Raw genomic sequence first — 21,325 nt, forward strand, 5'->3', positions numbered from 1 at the left:
ATATGTACTGCTTACTGCTTACGGCTTCGGGGGCACCGTCGGCATCCCCAGGAACGGCAGCCGCAGCGCGCCGAAGGCGTCCGCGGGCACCGCCGGGTCCCGGGGCTCGACCGGCTTCAGACGCTCGTACGCCGCTCCCGGCGCCGGACGCGGGTCCGCCTCGCCCTTGTTGGGCCAGTACGACATCGCGCGTTCGGCCTGGGCGGTGATGGTGAGCGACGGGTTCACCCCGAGGTTCGCGGAGACCGCGGCGCCGTCGACGACGGAGATGCCCGGGTGGCCGTACAGCCGGTGGTACGGGTCGATCACGCCGGTCTCCCGGGAGTCGCCGATCGGGCAGCCGCCCAGGAAGTGCGCGGTCAGCGGCGTTCCCATCAGCTCGCCCACGTTGCTGCCCGCGAAGCCGTTGATCTCCGCGGCGACTGCGGACGCGGCCTCGGACGCGGCCCTGATCTGCTTGGGGTTGGGCGCTCCGTGACCCTGCCGGGCCGTCAGCAGGCCCTTCCCCGCGCCCTTCGGTTTCAGGTAGGTCGTCAGGGAGTTGTCCAGCGACTGCATCACCAGACCGATGATGGTCCTCTCGGACCAGCGGCGGTTGGAGAGCGAGCGGAGCACGAGGAGCGGGTGCTTCGCCGCGTTCGCCAGCCATCCCGCCACCCTCGACGAGCCCTCCGCGTACGGGACCTGGAGGATGGACAGACCGCCCATGGCGTTCGAGCCCTTGCCGTAGCGGACGGGCTCGATGTGGGTGTTCTCGTCCGGGTGGATCGAGGAGGTGATGGCGACACCCTGGGTGAAGTCGGCCTTGGGCGTGCCGTGCGCCTTGCGGTAGCGGCGGTTGTCGGTCTGCGCGCCCACCAGCGCCTCCGAGTTGGTGCGGGTCAGCTCGCCCAGCCTCGGGGAGAGGTACGGCAGTTGGCCGCCCGCCTTCATCCGGTGCAGCAGGGTCTGCGTGCCGTAGGTACCCGCGGCGATGACGACCCTGCGCGCCTTGAGCGTCCGCCCCTCGCCCTTGCGCTTCTCGTCCGTGGGCAGGGTGGCGACGGCGTATCCGCCCTGCGAGTCGTCGGTGACGGACACGACGGTGGTCATCGGGTGCACGACCGCGCCCGCCTTCTCCGCCAGGTACAGGTAGTTCTCGTTGAGGGTGTTCTTCGCGCCGTGCCGGCAGCCGGTCATGCACTCGCCGCACTCGGTGCACGCCTTGCGGGCGGGTCCGGCGCCCCCGAAGTAGGGGTCCTCCACCTCACCGCCGGGCCCGGCCTTCGCCGTACCGTCCGCGTCCTGCCCGTCGCCGAAGAAGACGCCGACCGGCGCCATGTGGAAGCTGTCGCCGACGCCCATCCGCTGGGCGGCCGCCTTGAGATGGACGTCGGAGGGGGTCATCGTCGGGTTGAGCCGCACGCCGAGCATGCGGCGGGCCTGGTCGTAGTACGGATTCAGCTCCGCCTGCCAGTCGGTGATGTCCTTCCACTGCGGGTCGTCGAAGAAGGCCTTCGGCGGTACGTAGAGGGTGTTGGCGTAGTTCAGGGAGCCGCCGCCGACTCCGGCGCCCGCCAGCACCATGACGTTGCCCAGCAGATGGATGCGCTGAATGCCGTACATGCCGAGCGCCGGCGCCCACAGGTAGTTCTTGATGTCCCAGGAGTTCTTGGGCAGCGCGTCACGAGTGAAGCGACGGCCCGCTTCCAACACGCCTACGCGGTAGCCCTTTTCGGTGAGCCTGAGGGCCGTGACCGAGCCACCGAAGCCGGAGCCGACGACGATGACGTCGTAGTCGTACGGGTCGCCTACCGGCGGTTGGACAGACTTCTCCTGTGGCACGTGTTCTCCTCGCTGCGGGTCGTCCGTGGTTGCTCGCGCAGTTCCCCGCGCCCCTTACGGGGCGCTAGCGCAGCCGGAGCGCCTTCATCACCCTCAGGCTGCGACTCATGAACTGCGCGTACTTCTCGTCGTCCATGCCGAGCGAGGGCGCCATCGGCAGCAGCCGCTGCTGGGCGACGGTCTGTGCCTCGGTGTACTTGAGGATGCCCTCGGAGCCGTGCCGGCGGCCGAGGCCGGAGTCCTTCATGCCGCCCATCGGCGACTGGACACTGCCGTACGCGGGCGCGTATCCCTCGTTGACGTTGACCGTGCCGGTGCGCAGCCGCGCCGCGACCGCGCGTCCGCGCCGCCCGTCCTTCGTCCAGACGGAGGAGTTGAGGCCGTACGACGTGGAGTTGGCGAGTTCGACGACCTCGTCGTCCGTCTTGAAGCGGTAGAGGGAGACGACCGGCCCGAAGGTCTCCTCGTTGCAGACGGCCATGGGGGCTTCCACACCGTCGAGAATGGTGGGCTCGTAGAAGTAGGGGCCGATGTCGGGGCGGGCGACGCCACCGGCGACGACCTTCGCGCCCTTCGCGACCGCCTCCTCCACATGCCGGGTCACGGTCTCCAACTGCCGCTCCCCCACCAGCGAGCCCATGTCGGCGCCGTAGGCGAGGGAGGTGCCGAGCCGCATGGCCTTGGTCCGGGCGGCGAAGCGCTCCGCGAACGCGTCGGCGACGGACTCGTGGACGTACAACCGCTCGATCGAGATGCAGAGCTGGCCGGCGGAGGAGAAGCAGGCGCGGACGGCGCCCGCGGCGGCCTTGTCGATGTCGGCGTCCTCCAGGACCACCATCGCGTTCTTGCCGCCGAGCTCGAGGGAGACGCCGACGAGCCGGGCGGCGGCGCCCTGGGCGACCTCGCGGCCGGTCCGGGTGGACCCGGTGAAGGAGACGTAGTCGGCGTGCTTGACGACCTCCGGCCCGACGACCGGACCGTCCCCGATGACGACCTGGAAGACCTCGGCGGGCAGCCCGGCCTCGACGAGCAGGTCGCGCGCCCACAGGGCGGTGAGGCAGGTCTCGGTGTCCGGCTTCATGACGACCGCGTTGCCCGCGACGAAGGCCGGGAGCGCGTCGCCGACGGAGAGTTCGAGGGGGTAGTTCCAGGGCGCGATCTGACCCACGACACCGCGCGGGTGGCGCAGTTCGGTGACCTTGGTGAGGGTGGGCATGGCCCCGGCGTGCCGCTTGGGGCGGAGGTAGGCGGGAGCCTTCCTGCCGTAGTGGCGGGCGGCCACGACGACGGCCTGCACCTCTTCGTGCGCGTGCAGCCGGGCCTTGCCGGTCTCCAGCTGGATGAGGTCGAGCACCTCGGCCTGACGGGCGAGCACCAGGTCGTGGAAGCGGAGCAGGACGGCGGCGCGCTGCCGTACGGGCGTGGCGCCCCAGGCGACCTGCGCCTTACGGGCCCGCTCGAAGGCCTCCTGTACGTCCTCGGGGGTGGACTCGGGCAGGTCGGCCAGCTTCTCGCCGGTGAACGGGGTGTGGTTGGCGGTCCGCCCGGAGCCGACGACACCCTTGGTGAGCTGCGCGACCAGCTCGGGCGTGACCACGTCGGCGGCGGTGCGGGCGCCCACGGGAGCGGGGGCGAGGGGGTTGGTGCCGGTCTTTTCCGACTTGACCGTGCCGGTGATTTCCGAGGCCTGCGAGTCCGTCATGAGGCGCAGCGTATGACGGAGCGAGGGCTTTGGGTACCCGTTGGTAACCCGCTTTCACCGACTGCACACACCGCGCCAGTGGGCACTGGCAGGGAACGCCCTGATCAGGGCGTTGTTCGGGAGTTCGGCGCCGCCTCGCCGACGCCGAGGCGTGCGCGGGCGCTCTTGAACAGCGAGGTGCCCCGACGGCGTGCGCGGCGTCCGAAACACCCTTTATGCCCCACTTATATTCCACCCGCGTTCCACGATTACCGCAAGGGAAATCTCCCAGGAAAACCCTCTTTTTCCGTCCCGCCTTTTCCCGCGTCAATTATCCAGAGTGCTTTTTTCGGGAGAAAGCGTGAGCGAATCGGTCATTCGAGAAGTGAGCTGAACCACACTCCAGGCCCTCACTTCACTGAGCATTCATGTTGAACGCACTCACGACTCACGGTATGTTCACATCCCTGTCGGCACCTTCTCCCACATATATGGATCTTGCTTACGCGGTTTCCCAAGTGGCCAGCAAACGAGGGGCGTGCCCCGTCTTGCCAGGAGAACGTGACGATGGCTGTGCCCACTGTTTCGGTGATTGTCGCTGCTTATAACGCGATGCCCTACCTGACACGGTGCATTACGTCCGTCGCCGATCAGAGCATCGGGCAGGACAAGCTGGAGATCATCGTCGTCAACGACGGCTCCACGGACGGCACGGCCGCCGAACTCGAGCGGCTGTCCGACACGTATCCGGCCCTGATGCGGGTGATCCATCAGGAGAACTCCGGTGGCCCCTCCGCCCCGCGCAACCGCGGACTCGACCACGCGCGAGGACAGTTCGTGTTCTTCCTCGACGCCGATGACTACCTGGGGCCGGAGGCCCTGGAGCGCATGGTGGCGATGGCCGAGGAGAACGGCACGGATGTCGTCCTCGGCAAGATGGTCGGTGTGGGCGGACGCGGCGCGCCCACGTCCATGTTCCGGCGCGACCAGCCGAAGACCGACGTCTTCTCCTCGCGGGTCTACTGGACCCTGAACCCGATGAAGCTGTTCCGCCGCGAGCTCCTGGAACGGCACCACCTCCGCTTCCCGACCGATCTCAAGATCGGCGAGGACCAGATGTTCGTCGGCCCGGCGTATCTGCACGCCTCGGGGATCTCCGTGCTGGCCTCGTACGACTGCCTGTACTGGGTGCAGCGGGACGACGACGGCAACATCACCCTGCAGACCGGGGGCTCCGAGCCCCGGCTGCGGTTCCTGCCGCGCATCGTCGACGTGATCCTGGAGAACGTGCCGGCCGGCCCGGGCCGCGACCACCTCGCGCACCGGCATCTGACCGTCGAGGTGCAGCAGCTCCTCGGTCATGTGGCGCGCGAACCCCGCGAGCTGCAGCAGAAGCAGCTGGACCGGCTCGCCGACGCCATCGCACCGCTGTGGCACGAGGGGCTGAACGACCAGCTCTCGGCGATGGCCCGGCTCCGGCTCCACCTCGTGCGGCACCGGATGCTCGACGAGGTGCTCGAACTGACCAGGTTCGAGAAGCAGCTGGCCAAGAGCAAGGTCGCCACTCCCGTACTGGTCGACGGCGGCCGGGCCTACGCCCGCTACCCCTTCCTCCGCGACCCCGCCCGCTCCGTCCCGGACAGCTGCTACGACGTCACCGACCAGATCGGCCTGCGTCACCAGGTCACCCGCGCCGAGCTGCACGGCACCACTCTCCGCCTGGCCGGGTACGGGTACCTCCACCGCGTCGCGACCGAGGACGTCACCACCGACCTCGTCCTGCGCGAGCGCGACAGCGGGACGGAGTACCGGCTCCCCGTCCGGCACACCGCCACTCCGGGGCTCGGCGCGCACGAGGACGAGGGCGCGTACACCTACGAAGAGGCCGGATTCGAGACGACCGTCGACATCGACACCGCCGCGGGCGGCGCGCCGCTCGGCGACGGGCTGTGGGACATCTCCCTGGCCATCGGCGCCCAGGGGCTGTCCCGTGAGGTGCGGATCGGCAGCAAGCGAGCCCTGGACGTCTCCGGCACGGCGGACACCCGTGTCGTGGACACCACCCTCGGCATTCGCGCCGTCACCCTCTACACCACCAAGCCGCACGGCAACTTCACGCTCGACCTGGGCGAGAAGAAGAACCGGGTCCTGCCGCACCTCAAGTTCGGGGAGTCCCGCTGGAACGCCAGCAACCCCACCGAACTGCTGATCACCGGCCGCTGGACCCTCGGCGCCTACCCGGACGGCCCGCTGACCCTGGCCCTCAGCAACGACAGCGGCGCCACCGCCGCCTTCCCCGTCGCACGCACCGCCCACGCCGACACCTTCACCGCCCGCGTACCGGTCCTCGACCTCCCCGCCGGCACCTGGACCGGCGAACTGCGACTCTCCGGCTGGTCCTTCGCCCTGCCGAAGATCCCGAAGGACCTGGAAGCGAGCAAGTGGCGCCGCCGGGGTCTGCCCTGGTACGCGAAGTCGGCTTCCGGCTCCGGCGGGCGCTTCGCCCTGCTGGTCGCGAAGACCGACCTGGTCAAGGCGGTCGCGGGCAAGCTGAAGGCGTGACCGCCACCACCTCGGACAGCGCTTTACCAACTTGACGTTTCCTTGACCTCTACCACATAGTCCTTTCACCTCATGTACACGGCAGGTACCCGGCCGCGCCTCCAGGCGCGGCCGGTCGCGTCCGCACACCGAAGGACTTCCCCAGAATGAAGAGATCCGCGCTGTCGCGCCCCGGCGTCGCAGTGGTCGCGTCGGCGCTCTCGCTCGCCCTGGCCACAGGCTGTTCCGACTCCGGTTCGGATTCCGGCTCCGGCTCCGGCTCCGGTGACAAGGCGACGGGCGGCAAGGGGGCGACGGCCACGGTCAAGGCCCTGAGCGACGCCGAGTTGAAGAAGCTGCTCGTCGGCAAGGACGACCTCGGCGGGTACCGCTTCGCGGCGGCCGACCAGTCCGAGCGGTTCGCCTCCTCCAAGGAGGAGATCACCGTCGTCGACGACAAGTGCGCGCCGCTCGCCTATGTCCTCACCGGCTTCGCGCCGGGCGACTCGACCGCGTACGTCAACACCATGGCCACGCCGGTGGAGGCCAAGCCCAGCGCGTCCTCCACCAAGAGCATGGAGGACATGACGGATAAGGAGCTCGACGACGCGCTGAACTCGATCACCGACACCCTCGGTGGGACAGTCACCATCGTCTCGCTCTCCTCGTACGAGGGTGACGGCGCCCAGAAGGCCATGTCCTCGGTCTCCGACGCGGTCAAGGGCTGCACGGGCGGGTTCACGGCCACGGCGAAGGGCGCGAAGGACGACGCCCAGAAGTTCACCAAGGTCGAGGCGGAGAAGGCCTCGGGCAGCGGCGACGAGTCGGTCGCCTTCGCCGTGACCGGCGACGCGGACGGCGACAAGATCGTCGTGCACGGCGAGGCGGTGCGTCACGGCAGCACGGTGGCCACGTACTACTCGATGAACCTGGCCGTGTTCCTCGCCGACGGGAAGCCCAAGGAGTACGGCATCCCCGCCGAGCTCATCAAGGCCCAGGCCGGCAAGCTCGCCTGACCCCTCGTCGCCCCTCTACAACGGGTCGATGTCCAGGTTCGCGATCGCCGTCCTGGCGACTTCACGGCCGCGTGTCGTGAAGTCGCCCTTGCCCGGATAGCTGATCGTGAGCTTGTACATGTCGCCCTTGGACGTCTTGTAGTAGAAGATCTTCACCTCGCGCGGACGCGGGTTCTGGCTGTCGGTGGTCGTGTAGATGGCGGTGTTCTCTGCGGACTTCCTGCCGTGGTACTTCGTTTCCTCCGGGAGCGTCCGCGGGGACTCGGGCATGCTCAGCTCGTACGCGCCGCTGCCCTTGAAGTCGTCGTTGTCGGCGTACATCTCGGCGGCCGAGGAGTCCTTGATCCGATGGCTCGTGTCCTCGGACTTCTTGATCAGGGTCAGGCCGATCCAGATGCTGCCGCTCCAGTCGGTGTACGTGACCCAGTGCCCCTTGTCCGACGTCCGGTCCGGCGTCGATCTCTGGTAGCCCGCGGGCGCCGCCAGTGTCGCGGCGACGTCCGTCTCGTGGTGCTTCTTCCAGCCGTCGGGCAGCGGACCCGCGAACGGGTTCGCGAACACCAGGTACGCCGCCACCGCCGCCGCGACGACGACCGCGCCGAGGCCGATGAACAGGGGCTTGCGGCGCACGCGCAGACCTTTGCCGCCCGGACCCGCGATCTGCACCACCTGCGTCGGCTCCGGGGCAGGTGGCTCGGCGGCCTCCTCCAGCATCCGTCGGACCCGGTCCGCGCCGGGGCGGCGGGAGGGGTCCTTGTCCAGGAGCCCGTTGATGGCCTCCGCCAGCGGCCCCCGCGCCGAAGCGGGCGGCGCCGGGGTGGAGTTGAGGACCGACTGGAGCGTCGCGGGCGTGTTGCTGCGGCGGAAGGGCGACACGCCCTCCGTGGCCGCGTACAGGACGACTCCGAGCGACCAGAGGTCGGAGGCCGGGCCCGGACGCTGGCCGAGCACCCGTTCCGGCGCGATGTACTCGGGCGACCCGACGAAGCCACCCGTGGCCGTCAGATTCGTCTCGCCCTCGATCTGCGCGATGCCGAAGTCGGTGAGGACGACCCGGCCGTGCGGGCCGAGCAGCACGTTGTCGGGCTTGACGTCCCGGTGCAGGATGCCCGCCGCGTGCGCCGCCTCCAGCGCGCCGAGCACCTCCAGACCGATACGCGCCGCCTCACGCACCCCGAGCGTGCCCTCCTGGAGGGCTGCGCCCAGCGAACGGCCCCGCACCAGCTCCATGACGATCCAGGGCTGTCCGTCCACGACCGCGACGTCGTGGACGTTCACCACCGCCGGGTGGTCGAGCCGGGCCGCGGCGCGCGCCTCGCGGCGCATCCGCTCGAAGACATTGGCGCGTTCACGCTCGGGAAGGTGGTCCGGGACGCGCGGCTCCTTGACGGCGACCTCACGGTCCACCGTCTCGTCCTTGGCCCGCCAGACCGTCCCCATCCCACCGTGACCGAGCTTGCCGAGCAGCCGGTAGCGGCCCGCCATGAGCCGCCCGGTGCCGGGATCGGGGTCGAGATCGGGGTCGGGGTCGGGAACGGTCGCGGTCACGGGATTGGGCGCGGGCACTGGACCGGGCGCGGGCGCGGGTGCTGGATCGGGCGCGGGCGCGGGTGCTGGATCGGGCGCCGACCCGACCGTCGGCTCCGGGGCGACCCGGGTCGGCGGTTGCAGAACGAAACTCGTCGGCTCGTCGGACCCGTAAGGGACTCCCCCGTTGTTCCTCATGGGTCCATCCCTATCGCGGCACGCTCTCCGGCATCCAGACCCGTCGGCCACCGGTCACAGACCCGTGACGCGGGTCGTCCCTTATCTCCCGTTTACCTCCCGCCTACGGGGCCACGAAGGTGTCCAACGCGACATCGAAGTACTCCTTCGCCTGCGTCACCTTGCCGACCGGCGCCGACACCCACACGTCGTACAGCCGGCCGCCTTCCTCCCAGCAGAGGTCGTACGTGTGCCGCGCGCCCTCCGCCTTGGTGAAGCCGTTCCAGGTGAACTCCCAGAGCGCGGCGGGCTGTCCGTCGTGCGTGGTCGAGGTGACGGTGCCGTCGTGGTAGCCCGGGTTCGTGGACGGCCCGTCGGCGTCGGCGCGCCGCATCACCGCGAGCGGGCCGCCCGCCTCGGGGTCGGTCGCCTTGATGCCGAGGCGGAAGGTCTGGCCCGGCGACAAGTAGAAGATCCGTTCGCCCTCCGGATCGCGGGTGAAGCCGTCCGGCACGGCGAGCGAGAACCCGTCCGGGTCATGGACCGTCCGGTAGCCCGAGGGCGCCGGGCCGGAGGCGGCGGTCGGCTTCTGCTGCCGGGTGACGGTGACCGTGGGGGCGGGGCTCGGTGAGGCCGAAGACCCCGGCGCCGCGGGCGCGCTCGGGGAGTGCGACGCGCTCACGGACGTGCCCGGCGCCGAACTGGCGGACGGCGTCGACGTACCGCCCCCGCCGTTGCCCCCGCCGCCCCCACCATGGTTCACCAGCAGCACCGCCGACACGCCCGCCCCGGCCACGGCGGCGACCAGCGCCGCGACGACGAGCATGGTCCGCGCCGACCGCTTCGGGGCACGGTCGGACCCGGCGGCAGGCGGAGGACCCGGTGGAGGGGAGGGGTGCGCGGCCTGCTGGACGGGTGACTTCCGCTTCGGTACGTCCCGTTGCGTGGGCGTGTAGCCGGCCGACGCGGCCCGCGGCGTACGGCCCGTCTCCAGGAACGCCCTGAGCAGCCGCTCCGCCTCCACCGCGTCGAGCCGCCGCTCCGGATCGCGCTCCAGCAGCCCCCGTACGACGGGCAGCAGGGGCGCGGCCTGCGCGGGCGGGCGGATCTCGTCCATGACGACGGCGTGCAGGATGCCGCCCAACGAGTCACGGCGGAAGGGCGATTCACCGCTCAGGACCGTGCAGAGCAGCGCCCCGAGCGACCACAGATCGGACTCGGGGCCGGTCCTGACCCCGGACATCCGCTCGGGCGCGGTGTACTCGGGCGAGCCGACGAACGACCCGCTCTCGGTGAGCGTCGTGGCGCCCGCGACCTGCGCGATGCCGAAGTCGGTGAGCACGACACGGTCGGTGTCCGCCTCCATCAGGACGTTGGCGGGCTTGAGGTCACGGTGCAGGACACCCGCCTCGTGCGCGCGGCGCAGCGCGCCGAGGAGGGCGAGGCCGATCCGGGCGGCCTCGCGCGCGTCGACCGGACCGTCGGCGGAGATCCGCTCGGCGAGCGAGCCCCCGTCGATCAGCTCCATGACGATGTACGGCCGTTCGTCCTCCTCGACCACGTCGTGCACGACGATGATGTGCGGGTGGTGCAGCTGGGCGACCGCGCGGGCCTCGCGCAGGGTGCGGTCGCGCTGCGTCCGGGACTCGTCGTCGGAGAGCGAGTCGTCGAGGGCGAGCTCCTTCACCGCGACCTGCCGGGCGAGCAGCTGGTCGGTGGCGCGCCAGACGACGCCCATGCCGCCCCGGCCGATCCTGGCCTCCAGCCGGTAACGGCCGCCGATCACACGGACGTTCTCCCCCTCGGTCCCCATACGCCCCATCATGCCGCACCGGACGGACGCGCTCCGGGCCCCGGACCGCGCCATGGTTGTTATCCGGCCTCGTCAGACCGGTTGCGACCGGTTCGTGTCCGTCCGGCCCGTCAGGTCTTGGGGAGCCAGCTGCGGAGAATCACGTCGAACTGCCGGCGCGCCGTGTCCCAGTCCGCCGCGGGCGAGGACATGTAGATCGCGTACTCGACACCCTCGCGGCTGAGGTACGTCTGCTCGATCGCCCGCCGCTTGCCGGGGAACGGCGTCTGCTTCGGCAGCGCGGTCCAGGTGAAGTCCCACAGGGAGCCCGGGCAGTCGCGGAACGTGTTGGACTGCAGTTGCACCCGGTTGTAGTCGACCAGCTTGGTCAACTGCTGTTCCAGGTCCTGCTGGTGTGCGTACGGGGTGGGGAAGTCCGGCGAGTCGTCGATGGCGATGCGGACGAAGTGCTTGCCGCCGTCGGGTGTGTAGTCGACCTGGTTGCCGTTGGCCTGCCGCTGCCAGGTCTTGTCGGGCAGGGAGATGGTGAAACCCTCGACGTCGTCCCGCTGCACCCAGGTGTCGGGCCCGGACGGCTCCTGGGTGCCCGAAGTCGCGGTCGGGGTGCTCCCGGGCTTGGTGGCGGCGGGATTCGCGGTGCCGGTCGAGGCACTGTTGTGGGTGTCGTCGGTCCGTGTGCCGTTCACATAGTGCATGGCCACGGCGCCGCCACCGCCGATCAGGGCGGCGAGTACGACGACGAGGGCGATCGTACGACCGCGGCGCCGTCTCCCGGACGCGCCCCCGGAGCCGGTGCCGTCGCCCAGGGGCCCGGGCACCGGCGCATGAAGCGTCGGCGTCGCCCCGTGCGCGCCGGATCCGTGCGCCACGGACCCGTGCGACGCCGTCTCGTGCGCCCCCGGTCCGTGGGGCGCGGCGCCGTGCGATCCCGTCCCCTGGGGCGCCATCCCGTAGGGCGCCATCCGCTGCGCGCCCATCCCCATGGTGCCCGTGTCCACGTGCTGCTGCGTCGGCACATACGCCTGCGCCGCACTCGGCCGGCGCCCCTCCGCGGCCTCGGCGAGCATCTGCTCGGCCTCCTCCGCACCGGGCCGCACGGCCGGGTCCTTGTTCAGCAGCGCGGTGATGACGGGCCCGAGCGCACCGGCGTGCTGCGGCGGCGCGGGCTCCTCGTCGACCACGGCCTGCATGGTGGTCAGCGGCGAGGTCCGCCGGAACGGCGACCGCCCCTCCACCGCCGTGTACAGCGTCGCGCCGAGCGCCCACAGGTCGGCGGACGGCCCGGGGTCGTGCCCGCGCACCCGCTCGGGCGCCAGATAGTCGACCGAGCCGACGATCTCGCCGGTACGCGTGATGGTCGTGTCGCCCTCGACCTGAGCGATCCCGAAGTCGGTGAGCAGCACCCGTCGGTCGGAGGACAGCAGTACGTTCCCGGGCTTCACGTCACGGTGCAGCACGCCGGCGGAGTGCGCGGCGCGCAGGGCGCGCAGCACCCACACCCCGATCCGCGCCGCCTCGGTCGGTTCGACGCGCCCCTTCTCCTTGACCTCGTCGGCCAGTGAGTTGCCCTCGACCAGCTCCATGACGATCCAGGGCCGGTTGTCGTGATCCAGGACGTCGTGCACGGTGACGACGGCCGAGTGGTTGATCCGGGCGGCGGCCCGCGCCTCGGCGTGGGTGCGCGCCAACAGCACGGCCCGGTCGCTCTCCGTCACGTACAGCGCGGCCGTCAGCTCCTTGACCGCGACGGCACGGTGCAGCACCTCGTCGTGCGCACGCCACACGCGGCCCATGCCACCGCTGCCGATGGATTCGACAAGTCGGTAGCGGCCCGCGAGGAGCAGGCCCTGCATCTGATTCACGTTTCCCCGCAATGGTATTGACAGGGTCAGACTAAAGAGCGGTCCCCTCGCAGGGAACCGGCGGGGTCGTACGGAGACCGCACTGTGACGGTTCTCCCTTCCGTGTACGGGAGGGAACCGTTCGGCGTTCAGCGGTTCATGACTACGGGAATTGCTCAGCCGGTGACTTGGTAGGTCGCCGACGCCTGCTCGTACAGCCTCGTGACCTCGTCCCGTTCGGCCTCCGGGCCACGCACCTGCACCACGTGGTAGCGGCCGCCGACGATGATCGCGAGATTGCGGACGTACAGCGACTGCCCTGCGGAGTTCTGCCAGGTGAACTGCCCCTCGGCCATGGTCCGTCCGCCCACGTCGATCCGCCGCATCCCGCTGGACGTGGCCCATGTCGAGTCGCGGAACGGCTGCAACTCGCTCTCGGTCTCCCGCTGGTACGTCAGCGGATCGCCGCCGTACTTGCTGGTGCTGTCCCGTCCGGGTACGACGATGAGCTCGAAGTCGCCCTGGGAGTAGACCACCTGGCCGCGCCCGTTCTTGGGTGTGCGGTTCCAGCCGTTGGCCACGGCGACCTGGAAGCCCTCGGAGTCCTTGCGCAGGGTGAAGCCCTGGCCGACCGCCGGGTCGTTGGACTGCGAGGTCGTCGAACTGGCGCCGCCCGAAGGGTTCGTGTCCGTGCCCGGAGAGGTCTGGTCGGGGCGCGGCCGACTGCTGGCGCTGCCGTCGGCGCCCGTGCCCGCGGTGTTCCCGGGTGCCGGGCTCACCTGGCCCGCGGAGCCGGTCCGTTCGCCGTTCGCGTCGCTGTTCGGGTCGGTCTTCTTCGGCATGAAGACCATCGCGTACGCGACCGCCGCGACCAGCAGGAGCAGGACCAGCAGGAGCAGGTTCCGGCCCAGCTTGCGCGGCTTGGCCGTCTCCGTCGACCTGGCCGGCCTCGCCTGCCGGTCGGGCTTCGCGCGCTTGTGGCGGGCGTGCGCGCTGGTCGCGGGCAGTCCGGCCCGGCGCCTGCGGACGAGCTCGCCCCTGCGCCGTACGATCGGCAGCCGGCTGGGGTCGACGGGCGGGGCCGCGACGACGTGCGCGCCCGCCTCGGGCTCCGGCGCGGACCGCACCAGCGAGCGCAGCCAGCCGCTCAGCTCCTCGAAGTCCAGCCGCTCGGTGGGGTCCTGCCGCAGCAGCGACTCCACGACGGGCCGCAGTGGCCCGCACTCCTCGGCGAACGCGGGCGGCTCCGCGCACACCAGCTGCACCAGCTCCGCGGTGTTGTCCTCCGGGTAGGGCGCGTGTCCCTGCACGGCCCGGAAGAGCAGGGCGCCCAGCGCCCACAGATCGGTCTGGGGGCCGATCGGCGCCGCCAACTGCCAGTTCTCGTGCACCGGCCCGGCCTGCTCCGGCGCCCATCGTTCGGTCACCGGACCGACGACGGCCATCCGCGCCTGCCGGGCCCGCTCCGCGGCGAGCGCGGTGGCGGGACCGCGCCGCGGGGGCGCACCGGCGACCAGCTCGTCCCAACGGCCGTTGGGCGTCGGGGCGGGGGCGGACTGCTGTCCGGGCACGAGGGCGGGGGTGCCGTGGTTCTGGGCGCCGTGGTTCTGAGCCCCGTGGTTCTGGCCGCCATGGGGGCCCTGGATTCCTGGGGGAACCGGGGTGCCGCCGTGGCCACTTCCCTGACCGGCCGCGGGGCCGGGGAGCGCCGGGCGCCCGTGACCTCCATTGCCGCCGGGGCCGGAACCGGGACCGGGGTCACCGAATCCGGGGCCGTTGACGCCAGGGACGGTACCGGTGCCGGGGCCGCTTGCGGGGCGGGGCTGCGCGCCGGGCCACGCGCCCGCGCGTCCGACACCGACGCCGTACGGGTCGGCGATCTGACCGGGGGGCGGGGTCTCCGGCCGCTGCTCCACACCCTGCCCGGAGCCCTGGGTCCCCGGCACGGAGCCGTCCTCCGGCGGGGCGGGACGGGGCGCGGGCAGTGCCGCCGGACCGCCCCGCTGCTGCTCGTGCACACGGGCCGCGGCCCGGGCTCCGGCCCGGTACGCGGCGATGGCTCCGGCCCGGGCCGCCCGGGCGTCGCCTCCGGCCTCCAGCGCCCTGCGCGCCAGGGCCGCCCCGCCGTCGACGGGCGGCTCTCCCACGGGAGTGGTGTTCTCGGCCCGCGCCTCGATCGCGGCCCGCCGCGCGGCCTCGGCATCGGCCCCCTGCGCGCTGGCGACCACCGCGCCGAACGAGGCTCCGGGACCCCCGCCGGAGGCACCACCGGCTCCCCCGCCGTGCACTCCTCCGGTCACTCCACCAGGCGCGGCACCGCGCGTACGGGCCGCGCCACGCGGGACACCGGCGCCCGTGCCCGTACCCGCTCGTGAATCCGCACCGGGACCCGCGTGGGGCGAACCGGCGCCGACGCCTCCCTCACCCCGGGGACCCTCGAAGTCCTGTACCGGCACCGGGTCGTACCCGCACAGTGCCTCCTCCGCGGCGCCGGCGGCCAGGCCGGTCAGCATCACCCGGCCGTCGTCGCAGACGAGCACCGTGCGCACGGTGATGTTGCGGTGGACCCATCCGTGCGCGTGCAGTACCCGCAGCGCGGTGACGACGTCGGCGGCGACCTCGGCCGCCCGATAGGGGCTCAGCGGCTTCTCGGCGAGCAGCGCGGCCAGCGACCGCGCGGGCACCAGCTCACTCACTATCCACAACGACCCGCCTTCGGCGAACACGTCGAAGACCTGGTCCAGCCGGGGATGGTCGGGAATCTGCGCGGCGGCCTGCGCCGCCTCGATCGCCCGTCGTACGGCGGGTTCGGTGGGCCTGCGCGTGGTCCGTGCGGAGGGGCGCCGCACCCCGCCGTCCCGCGCCACAAACCCCTCGGGCAGCCCGTCCGCGTCGAGCATCTCCGCCTCGACTACCTCCGGCAACGGCACCTGCCGGACGAGGACTTCCTGACCGCTGTAGGTGTCGAAGGCCCGGCTCTCGGCGAGTTCGTACTCGTCGGAGGGCGGCAGCGGCAGGCGGTAACGGTCGGCGAGTACCCGACCCGCATAGTCGTCCACGACGCCTCCCCCGGCCGCCCGGTGGTCAATTCCGTTCGCCTCGCGTCCCGTTACGGCTTCGTACGGTCCGCAACCACTCACGATACGTGCCGGAGGCAACCCGCAATGTCGGGATGCGAGATGTCACCGCCCCGTGACCGACCCCTACAACAGACACCCCGGGCGAACCGGCCCGAACCTCACGACAGGGGCACGCGGCTCACGACGTGGGGTCGGGCCCATGCCTCACGACTTCGGCTGGAACGTCGTCGTCAGTGTCTTCCAGGTGTCCTTGCGCAGCTGGCTGTCCCAGTCGGATGCCTTCGCCGTGTACATCAGCCCGTACCCGAGATGATCGTTCACGACGAACCCGCGGTCGATCGACCGGTACTTCGTGCCACCGTCCTGGTAGGTGAACTCCCAGTCGGCCGTGTTCCAATCGCGGTAGTCCACCTGCTCTATGCGCACCCGCTTGTACTGCGAGCGCACCATGTACCCCTCTTGGTTCTTCCAGTCCGCCACGGGGTCGCTCTTGGGCGTGGTCGTCCAGCCGACGAGGAGCTTCTGCCCGTCGGGACCGGTGAAGCGGGCTCCCGCGTCGTCCGTCGACTGGTACTTCCACCCCTTGGGCAGCCCGATCTTGAACCCCTGGCCGGCCGTGTACGTCGACACGGCGGTGGAGCCCGAGGAGCCCGACTCCTTGCCGTCGCCGCTCGTCCCGCTCGTTCCGTTCGTGGCGGCGGCGCTGCCCGACGCGTCGGTGTTCGGCGTGCTGCCCGAACTCCCGTCCCCGGCCGACCCGGTGGCACCGTCCGTCTTGTCGCCGCTGTCGGTGTGAGAGCCGCTGGTCGCGCCCTTGCCGCCGCTGCCCGCGGTCACCCCGTTGGACGCGGCCGCCTTGGTGTCACCGCTCTTGCCGTTCTTCGCCCCGCTGTCATCACCGCCACCGAGGGTCAGGGCCAGCACGGTGCCGATCACGGCGAGCGCCACGACCACCGCGATGATCACCAGGGTCCGCCGCGGCACCACATCGGTGAGCGGTGCCCGCGGCACGGGCCGCGGCGGCCGCTCGGGCGCCACGGGCCACCCGGAGGCCGGCCTGGTCTCGCTGGTGGAACCGGAACCCCCCGAACCCGCCGAGCCGAGAGTCCCCTTCGGGCCGACGGGACCGGAGGCCGAGCCCACGGGCGCGCCGTCACGCACGCCCGGCTTCGGGGAGCCCTCCACCGCCTTGCCACCCTGGCCGGACGTGACCGTCCCGGACTTCCCCGCAGCCGCGGCGGGCTTCGACACGTCCACGCGCGGCGGAGCCGGGGGAGCCTTCGGAGCGACCGGAGCCGCCCCCTCCACGCCCACCGAACCGGAAGCCGCGGTACCGCCGGCACCACCCGCACTGCCCGCGGTGCCCGCGCTGCCCGTCCCGCCCGCGGCGCCGGACTTCGCACGGGCCGTCGCCGCAGCGGTGGCAGCCGCCGTGGCCGCACCGGCGACCGAGGCGGCCTTCCGCACGGAACGCAGCGCTCCACGCAGCCGCTCCCCGGCCTCTTCGCCCCGCTTGGTCCCGGAACCGCCCGAGCCGCCCGAACTCTTCTTGCCCCGGCCCTCGTCCGGCACCGGCGGCAGCGCCACGACCTTCGTCGCGTCCGCCGGCTCCGGCACGGTCTCCTTGGGCTCGGGGGCGTAGATCACCTCGCTGAGCATCGCCCGGGCGCGCTCGTTGTCGAGCCGCTGCGCGGGGTCCTTCACGAGCAGCCCGTAAATCACGTTCTCCAGCGGGCCCGCGTTCTTCGGCTGCTCCACCGGCTCGGTCATCACCGCGGTGAGCGTCGCGATCGCGGAACCCTTGTCGTACGGCGGCACACCTTCGACCGACGCGTACAACAGCCCGCCCAGCGACCACAGGTCGGCCGCGGGGCCGGGCTTGTGCCCGCGCGCCCGCTCCGGCGAGATGTACGAGGGCGCGCCCACCAGCATGCCGGTCGAGGTGATGGACGGGTCGCCCTCGACCTGCGCGATGCCGAAGTCGGTCAGCACGACCCGGCCGTCGTCGGAGATCAGCACGTTCGACGGCTTCACGTCGCGGTGCAGAATGCCCTCGCGGTGCGCGGAACGCAGCACGTCGAGTATCGCGAGCCCCACCTCGGCGGCGCGCTTCGGCGTGAGCAGGCCGTCCTCGCGGATGACCTCGGCGAGCGACTTGCCCTCGACGAGCTCCATCACGATCCATGGCCGGTTGTCCTCGTCGACCACGTCGAAGACCGTCACCGCGCCGTTGTTGCGAATCCGCGCGATCGCCTTGGCCTCACGCAGGGTGCGCGTGATCAGCCGCCGCTTCTCGTCGTCATCGATGCTCGACGGGAACCGCAGCTCCTTGACGGCGACCGTGCGGCCCAGCGTTTCGTCCTGGGCCCGCCACACCGTGCCCATGCCGCCGCGGCCGAGAACATCTCCCAGCCGGTAGCGCCCGGCGAGGAGACGTTCGCTCTTGTCCTGACGGGATGCTCCCGCCCGCTCCGCCTCCGACATGCGTCCCCTCATGCAACCCGCCCTGACAGAGCCTTCATTGTCCCTCACCCGACAAGCGCTCAGCGCCCAGGGGGCCCTTCGGCCGACAAGTCCCCGGCGACCGGCACGCCCCTCACCTGCGGACCACCCGCTCGTGCGCACAGGTCCGTCCCCCATGATGTGCCGCAACAAGGAAGGAACGCCGATGCCTGCGCCCCGGACACCTCGGACACTCCTGGTCATACCCGTGTCTCTGGCCGCCCTGTTGCTGGCTCCGATCGGCCTGCCGCGCCTGATGCCGACCGCCGGTCCTTCCCACTCCACCACACCCTCGGCCGCCCGTCACACCCCCAGGTCCGCGGCCCCGACGGGCTCACACTCCCCCGCCGCCCCGGCGACGGGCGCCACCCGTGCCCTCCGCCGTCTGCTCCCCCTTCTCGTCACCCGCGGCAAGGCTCCCGCCGCCGCGCTGCTGGCCGGCGACGCCTCCGGCGTACGCTTCGCCCGCGCCGGCGAGGGCATCGCGCGCGGCGACCACTTCCGCGCGGGCAGCATCACCAAGACGTTCATCGCGACCGTGGTGCTGCAACTCGCCGCCGAGCACCGGCTGTCTCTGTCCGACGCCGTGGACACTCATCTTCCGGGTCTGGTGCGCGGCGCGGGCAACGACGGTCGGCGTCTGACGCTGCGCTCCCTGCTCACCCACACCAGTGGCCTGTACAACTTCACCGACGACACCAAGGGCGCCGTTCCCCTCACCCCGCTCCGGGCCGTCCGCATCGCACTCACCCACCCCCCGGCCGCCCGTGGCCGCTTCGCCTACTCGAACACCAACTACGTCCTGCTCGGCATGGTCATCCGCCAGGTCACCGGCCACTCGTACGCCACCGAGGCCGAGCGCCGCATCATCAACCCCCTTCGTCTGACAGGCACCTCCTTCCCGGGCGCCCGCACCTCGCTGCCCTCCCCGCACGGCCGCGCCTACTCCGCCGACGGCACCGACGTGACCGCCCTCGACCCGCGCGTCGCCGGCGCGGCGGGTGAACTGGTCACCACGCTCGCCGACCTGAACCGCTTCTACGCGGCCCTGCTCGCGGGCGACCTGCTCCCGCCCCGCCAACTGCGCGAGATGCTCGACACCCGCACCGCACAAGGCCTGTACGGCATGGGTCTGTATCCGGTGAAGCTGTCGTGCGGCACCACGGTGTGGGGGCACGACGGCCATATATCCGGCAGCTACGTGCGCACCGCGGCCACCGTCGACGGCCGTCGTGTCCTCACCTTCCGGGTGAACACGGACGGAATCGAGGACCCGGACCTCGAACCCGACCTGCTCGCCGCCGAGTTCTGCCCCCGCACCCAGTAGAACGGCCGGGTTTCGAGCAAAGATCCCAGCTCACGACACCCGTTCGAGTGACATTCCCGGGAACTCCCGGGAACTCCCGGGAACTCCCGGGCAGGACCTCGCAGGCAGCGGAAACCCGATCAGCGCGGCACGATGTCCGGCGCCCCCAGCCGCGCCGCGTCCGCCGTCTGGTCGTCCGGCTGGCGCTGGGACTCCCGCTCGGCCTCGACCCGCTTCTCGTAGTGCTCCACCTCGCGCTCGATCTGGTCCTTGTCCCAGCCGAGGACCGGCGCCATCAGATCGGCGGCCTCGCGGGCGCTGCGCGTACCGCGGTCGAAGGTCTCGATGGAGATACGGGTGCGCCGGGTCAGCACGTCGTCCAGGTGCCGCGCGCCCTCGTGCGAGGCGGCGTAGACGATCTCGGCCTTGAGGTAGTCCTCGGCGGCCGGGAGGGGTTCGCCCAGCGCGGGGTTGGCGGCGATGAGCTCGAAGATCTCCTCGGCCAGCACACCGAACCGGTTCAGCAGATGCTCCACGCGGACCACATGGAGTCCGGTGCGCTGCGCGATGCGCGCCCGCGCGTTCCACAGCGCCCGGTACCCCTCGGCCCCGAGCAGGGGGATGTCCTCGGTGACGCATTCGGCGACCCGCTGGTCGAGGCCGTGCACCGCCTCGTCGACCGCGTCCTTGGCCATCACCCGATAGGTCGTGTACTTGCCGCCCGCCACGACCACCAGTCCCGGCACCGGATGGGCCACGGTGTGCTCGCGCGAGAGCTTGCTGGTGGCGTCCGACTCGCCCGCGAGCAGCGGCCGCAGTCCCGCGTACACGCCCTCCACGTCGTCGCGGGTCAGGGGCACCGAGAGCACCGAGTTCACATGCTCCAGCAGATAGTCGATGTCGGCGCTGGAGGCCGCGGGGTGGGCCTTGTCGAGGTTCCAGTCGGTGTCCGTGGTGCCGATGATCCAGTGCCGCCCCCAGGGGATCACGAAGAGGACGGACTTCTCCGTGCGCAGGATCAGACCCGTCGCGGCGTTGATCCGGTCCTTCGGCACGACCAGGTGGATGCCCTTGGAGGCCCGTACGTGGAACTGGCCCCTCTCGCCCACCATGGCCTGGGTGTCGTCGGTCCACACCCCCGTGGCGTTGACGATCTGCTTGGCGTGGATCTCGTACTCCCCGCCGCCCTCGACGTCCTGCACCCTGGCGCCGACCACGCGCTCGCCCTCGCGCAGGAATCCGGTCACGCGGGCACGGTTGGCGACCTTCGCGCCGTACGCCGCCGCCGTGCGCACCAACGTGGCCACATAGCGGGCGTCGTCCACCTGCGCGTCGTAGTACTGCAACGCGCCGACCAGCGCGTCCTTCTTCAAGGCGGGTGCTATGCGCAGGGCGTGGCTGCGCGTCAGGTGGCGGTGGGCGGGCAGTCCGCGTCCGTGTCCGCTCGTCATCGACATGGCGTCGTAGAGCGCGACGCCCGATCCCGCGTACAGCCGCTCCCAGCCCTTGTGCTGGAGCGGGTAGAGGAAGGGCACCGGCTTCACCAGGTGCGGTGCCAGGCGCTCCAGAAGGAGTCCGCGCTCCTTCAGGGCCTCGCGCACGAGGGCGAAGTCGAGCATCTCGAGATAGCGCAGGCCTCCGTGGATCAGCTTGCTGGACCTGCTGGAGGTGCCCGACGCCCAGTCGCGCGCCTCGACCAGGCCCGTGGACAGGCCGCGCGTCACGGCGTCGAGCGCCGTCCCCGCGCCGACCACGCCCGCGCCCACCACCAGCACATCCAGCTCACGCTCGGCCATTCCCGCCAGGGACTCGGCACGCTCCGCCGGCCCCAGTTTCGCTGTCCTCACCGCTGCCTCCCGCTGTCTGTCGCGCTGGCCGCACCTGTCCGGCGACGCCCGGCTCACGTCCCCCTGCCCCAAAGTCTGACCGCGATGTCCGTCATCGGCCACCACGCGCCCCCAGCCTGTGGACAACACTCCCGGAAACTCGCCCGCCCAATACCGTAAATCGGTCATAT

Annotated in this window: 11 protein-coding genes; 3 read left to right on the forward strand and 8 right to left on the reverse strand. The window is 71.4% G+C overall.

Annotation, left to right across the window (positions count from 1 at the left end; all coding sequences use genetic code 11):
• Positions 1-18: 18 nt before the first annotated feature.
• Positions 19-1,824, reverse strand: coding sequence for a GMC oxidoreductase (locus KVT44_RS42495; RefSeq protein WP_190169991.1), 1,806 nt, complete (start codon positions 1,822-1,824; stop codon positions 19-21).
• A gap of 64 nt (positions 1,825-1,888) precedes the next feature.
• A complete protein-coding gene (locus tag KVT44_RS42500) occupies positions 1,889-3,526 on the reverse strand; it encodes a succinic semialdehyde dehydrogenase (protein WP_097285899.1) in 1,638 nt (545 codons plus the stop codon).
• Between the two features lie 546 nt (positions 3,527-4,072).
• Here KVT44_RS42500 and KVT44_RS42505 point away from each other — a divergent pair.
• A complete protein-coding gene (locus KVT44_RS42505) occupies positions 4,073-6,067 on the forward strand; it encodes a glycosyltransferase family 2 protein (protein ID WP_217573284.1) in 1,995 nt (664 codons plus the stop codon).
• A gap of 146 nt (positions 6,068-6,213) precedes the next feature.
• Positions 6,214-7,062, forward strand: a complete 849-nt coding sequence (locus KVT44_RS42510; protein WP_217573286.1) for a hypothetical protein — start codon at positions 6,214-6,216, stop codon at positions 7,060-7,062.
• A gap of 15 nt (positions 7,063-7,077) precedes the next feature.
• Here the strand turns inward: KVT44_RS42510 and KVT44_RS42515 are convergent, their stop codons facing one another.
• The 5 genes from KVT44_RS42515 to KVT44_RS42535 form a co-directional block, all read right to left on the reverse strand.
• Positions 7,078-8,787, reverse strand: a complete 1,710-nt coding sequence (locus KVT44_RS42515) for a serine/threonine-protein kinase (RefSeq protein ID WP_217573288.1) — start codon at positions 8,785-8,787, stop codon at positions 7,078-7,080.
• A gap of 103 nt (positions 8,788-8,890) precedes the next feature.
• Entirely contained in the window at positions 8,891-10,579 is a 1,689-nt protein-coding gene (locus tag KVT44_RS42520; protein ID WP_217573290.1) for a serine/threonine-protein kinase, read from the reverse strand.
• Positions 10,580-10,689: 110 nt separating this feature from the next.
• Positions 10,690-12,432 (reverse strand): serine/threonine-protein kinase, encoded by a 1,743-nt coding sequence (locus KVT44_RS42525; protein ID WP_217573342.1) that lies wholly within the window; start codon positions 12,430-12,432, stop codon positions 10,690-10,692.
• Between the two features lie 164 nt (positions 12,433-12,596).
• A complete protein-coding gene (locus KVT44_RS42530) occupies positions 12,597-15,479 on the reverse strand; it encodes a protein kinase (protein ID WP_217573292.1) in 2,883 nt (960 codons plus the stop codon).
• A 225-nt stretch (positions 15,480-15,704) separates the two neighbouring features.
• Positions 15,705-17,984, reverse strand: a complete 2,280-nt coding sequence (locus KVT44_RS42535) for a serine/threonine-protein kinase (protein ID WP_217573344.1) — start codon at positions 17,982-17,984, stop codon at positions 15,705-15,707.
• 184 nt (positions 17,985-18,168) lie between these two features.
• Between KVT44_RS42535 and KVT44_RS42540 the strand changes: the two genes are divergently transcribed.
• Positions 18,169-19,329, forward strand: coding sequence for a serine hydrolase (locus KVT44_RS42540; RefSeq protein ID WP_254650663.1), 1,161 nt, complete (start codon positions 18,169-18,171; stop codon positions 19,327-19,329).
• 119 nt (positions 19,330-19,448) lie between these two features.
• Here KVT44_RS42540 and KVT44_RS42545 read toward each other — a convergent pair whose 3' ends face one another.
• Positions 19,449-21,155: a glycerol-3-phosphate dehydrogenase/oxidase gene (locus KVT44_RS42545; protein WP_099921085.1), complete on the reverse strand. Its 1,707-nt coding sequence runs from the start codon at positions 21,153-21,155 to the stop codon at positions 19,449-19,451.
• Between the last annotated feature and the right edge of the window lie 170 nt (positions 21,156-21,325).

Origin of the sequence: Streptomyces sp. GbtcB7, from assembly GCF_019091445.1 — a bacterium.
In the GTDB taxonomy this organism is placed as follows: domain Bacteria; phylum Actinomycetota; class Actinomycetes; order Streptomycetales; family Streptomycetaceae; genus Streptomyces; species Streptomyces mirabilis.

What these genes read in the sequence shown, in the direction of transcription:
- KVT44_RS42500 (WP_097285899.1), bottom strand. Translation starts at nt 3,526, where the DNA reads ATGACGGACTCGCAGGCCTCGGAAATCACCGGCACGGTCAAGTCGGAA.
- KVT44_RS42505 (WP_217573284.1), top strand. Translation starts at nt 4,073, where the DNA reads ATGGCTGTGCCCACTGTTTCGGTGATTGTCGCTGCTTATAACGCGATG.
- KVT44_RS42510 (WP_217573286.1), top strand. Translation starts at nt 6,214, where the DNA reads ATGAAGAGATCCGCGCTGTCGCGCCCCGGCGTCGCAGTGGTCGCGTCG.
- KVT44_RS42515 (WP_217573288.1), bottom strand. Translation starts at nt 8,787, where the DNA reads ATGAGGAACAACGGGGGAGTCCCTTACGGGTCCGACGAGCCGACGAGT.
- KVT44_RS42520 (WP_217573290.1), bottom strand. Translation starts at nt 10,579, where the DNA reads ATGGGGACCGAGGGGGAGAACGTCCGTGTGATCGGCGGCCGTTACCGG.
- KVT44_RS42525 (WP_217573342.1), bottom strand. Translation starts at nt 12,432, where the DNA reads ATGCAGGGCCTGCTCCTCGCGGGCCGCTACCGACTTGTCGAATCCATC.
- KVT44_RS42535 (WP_217573344.1), bottom strand. Translation starts at nt 17,984, where the DNA reads ATGTCGGAGGCGGAGCGGGCGGGAGCATCCCGTCAGGACAAGAGCGAA.
- KVT44_RS42540 (WP_254650663.1), top strand. Translation starts at nt 18,169, where the DNA reads ATGCCTGCGCCCCGGACACCTCGGACACTCCTGGTCATACCCGTGTCT.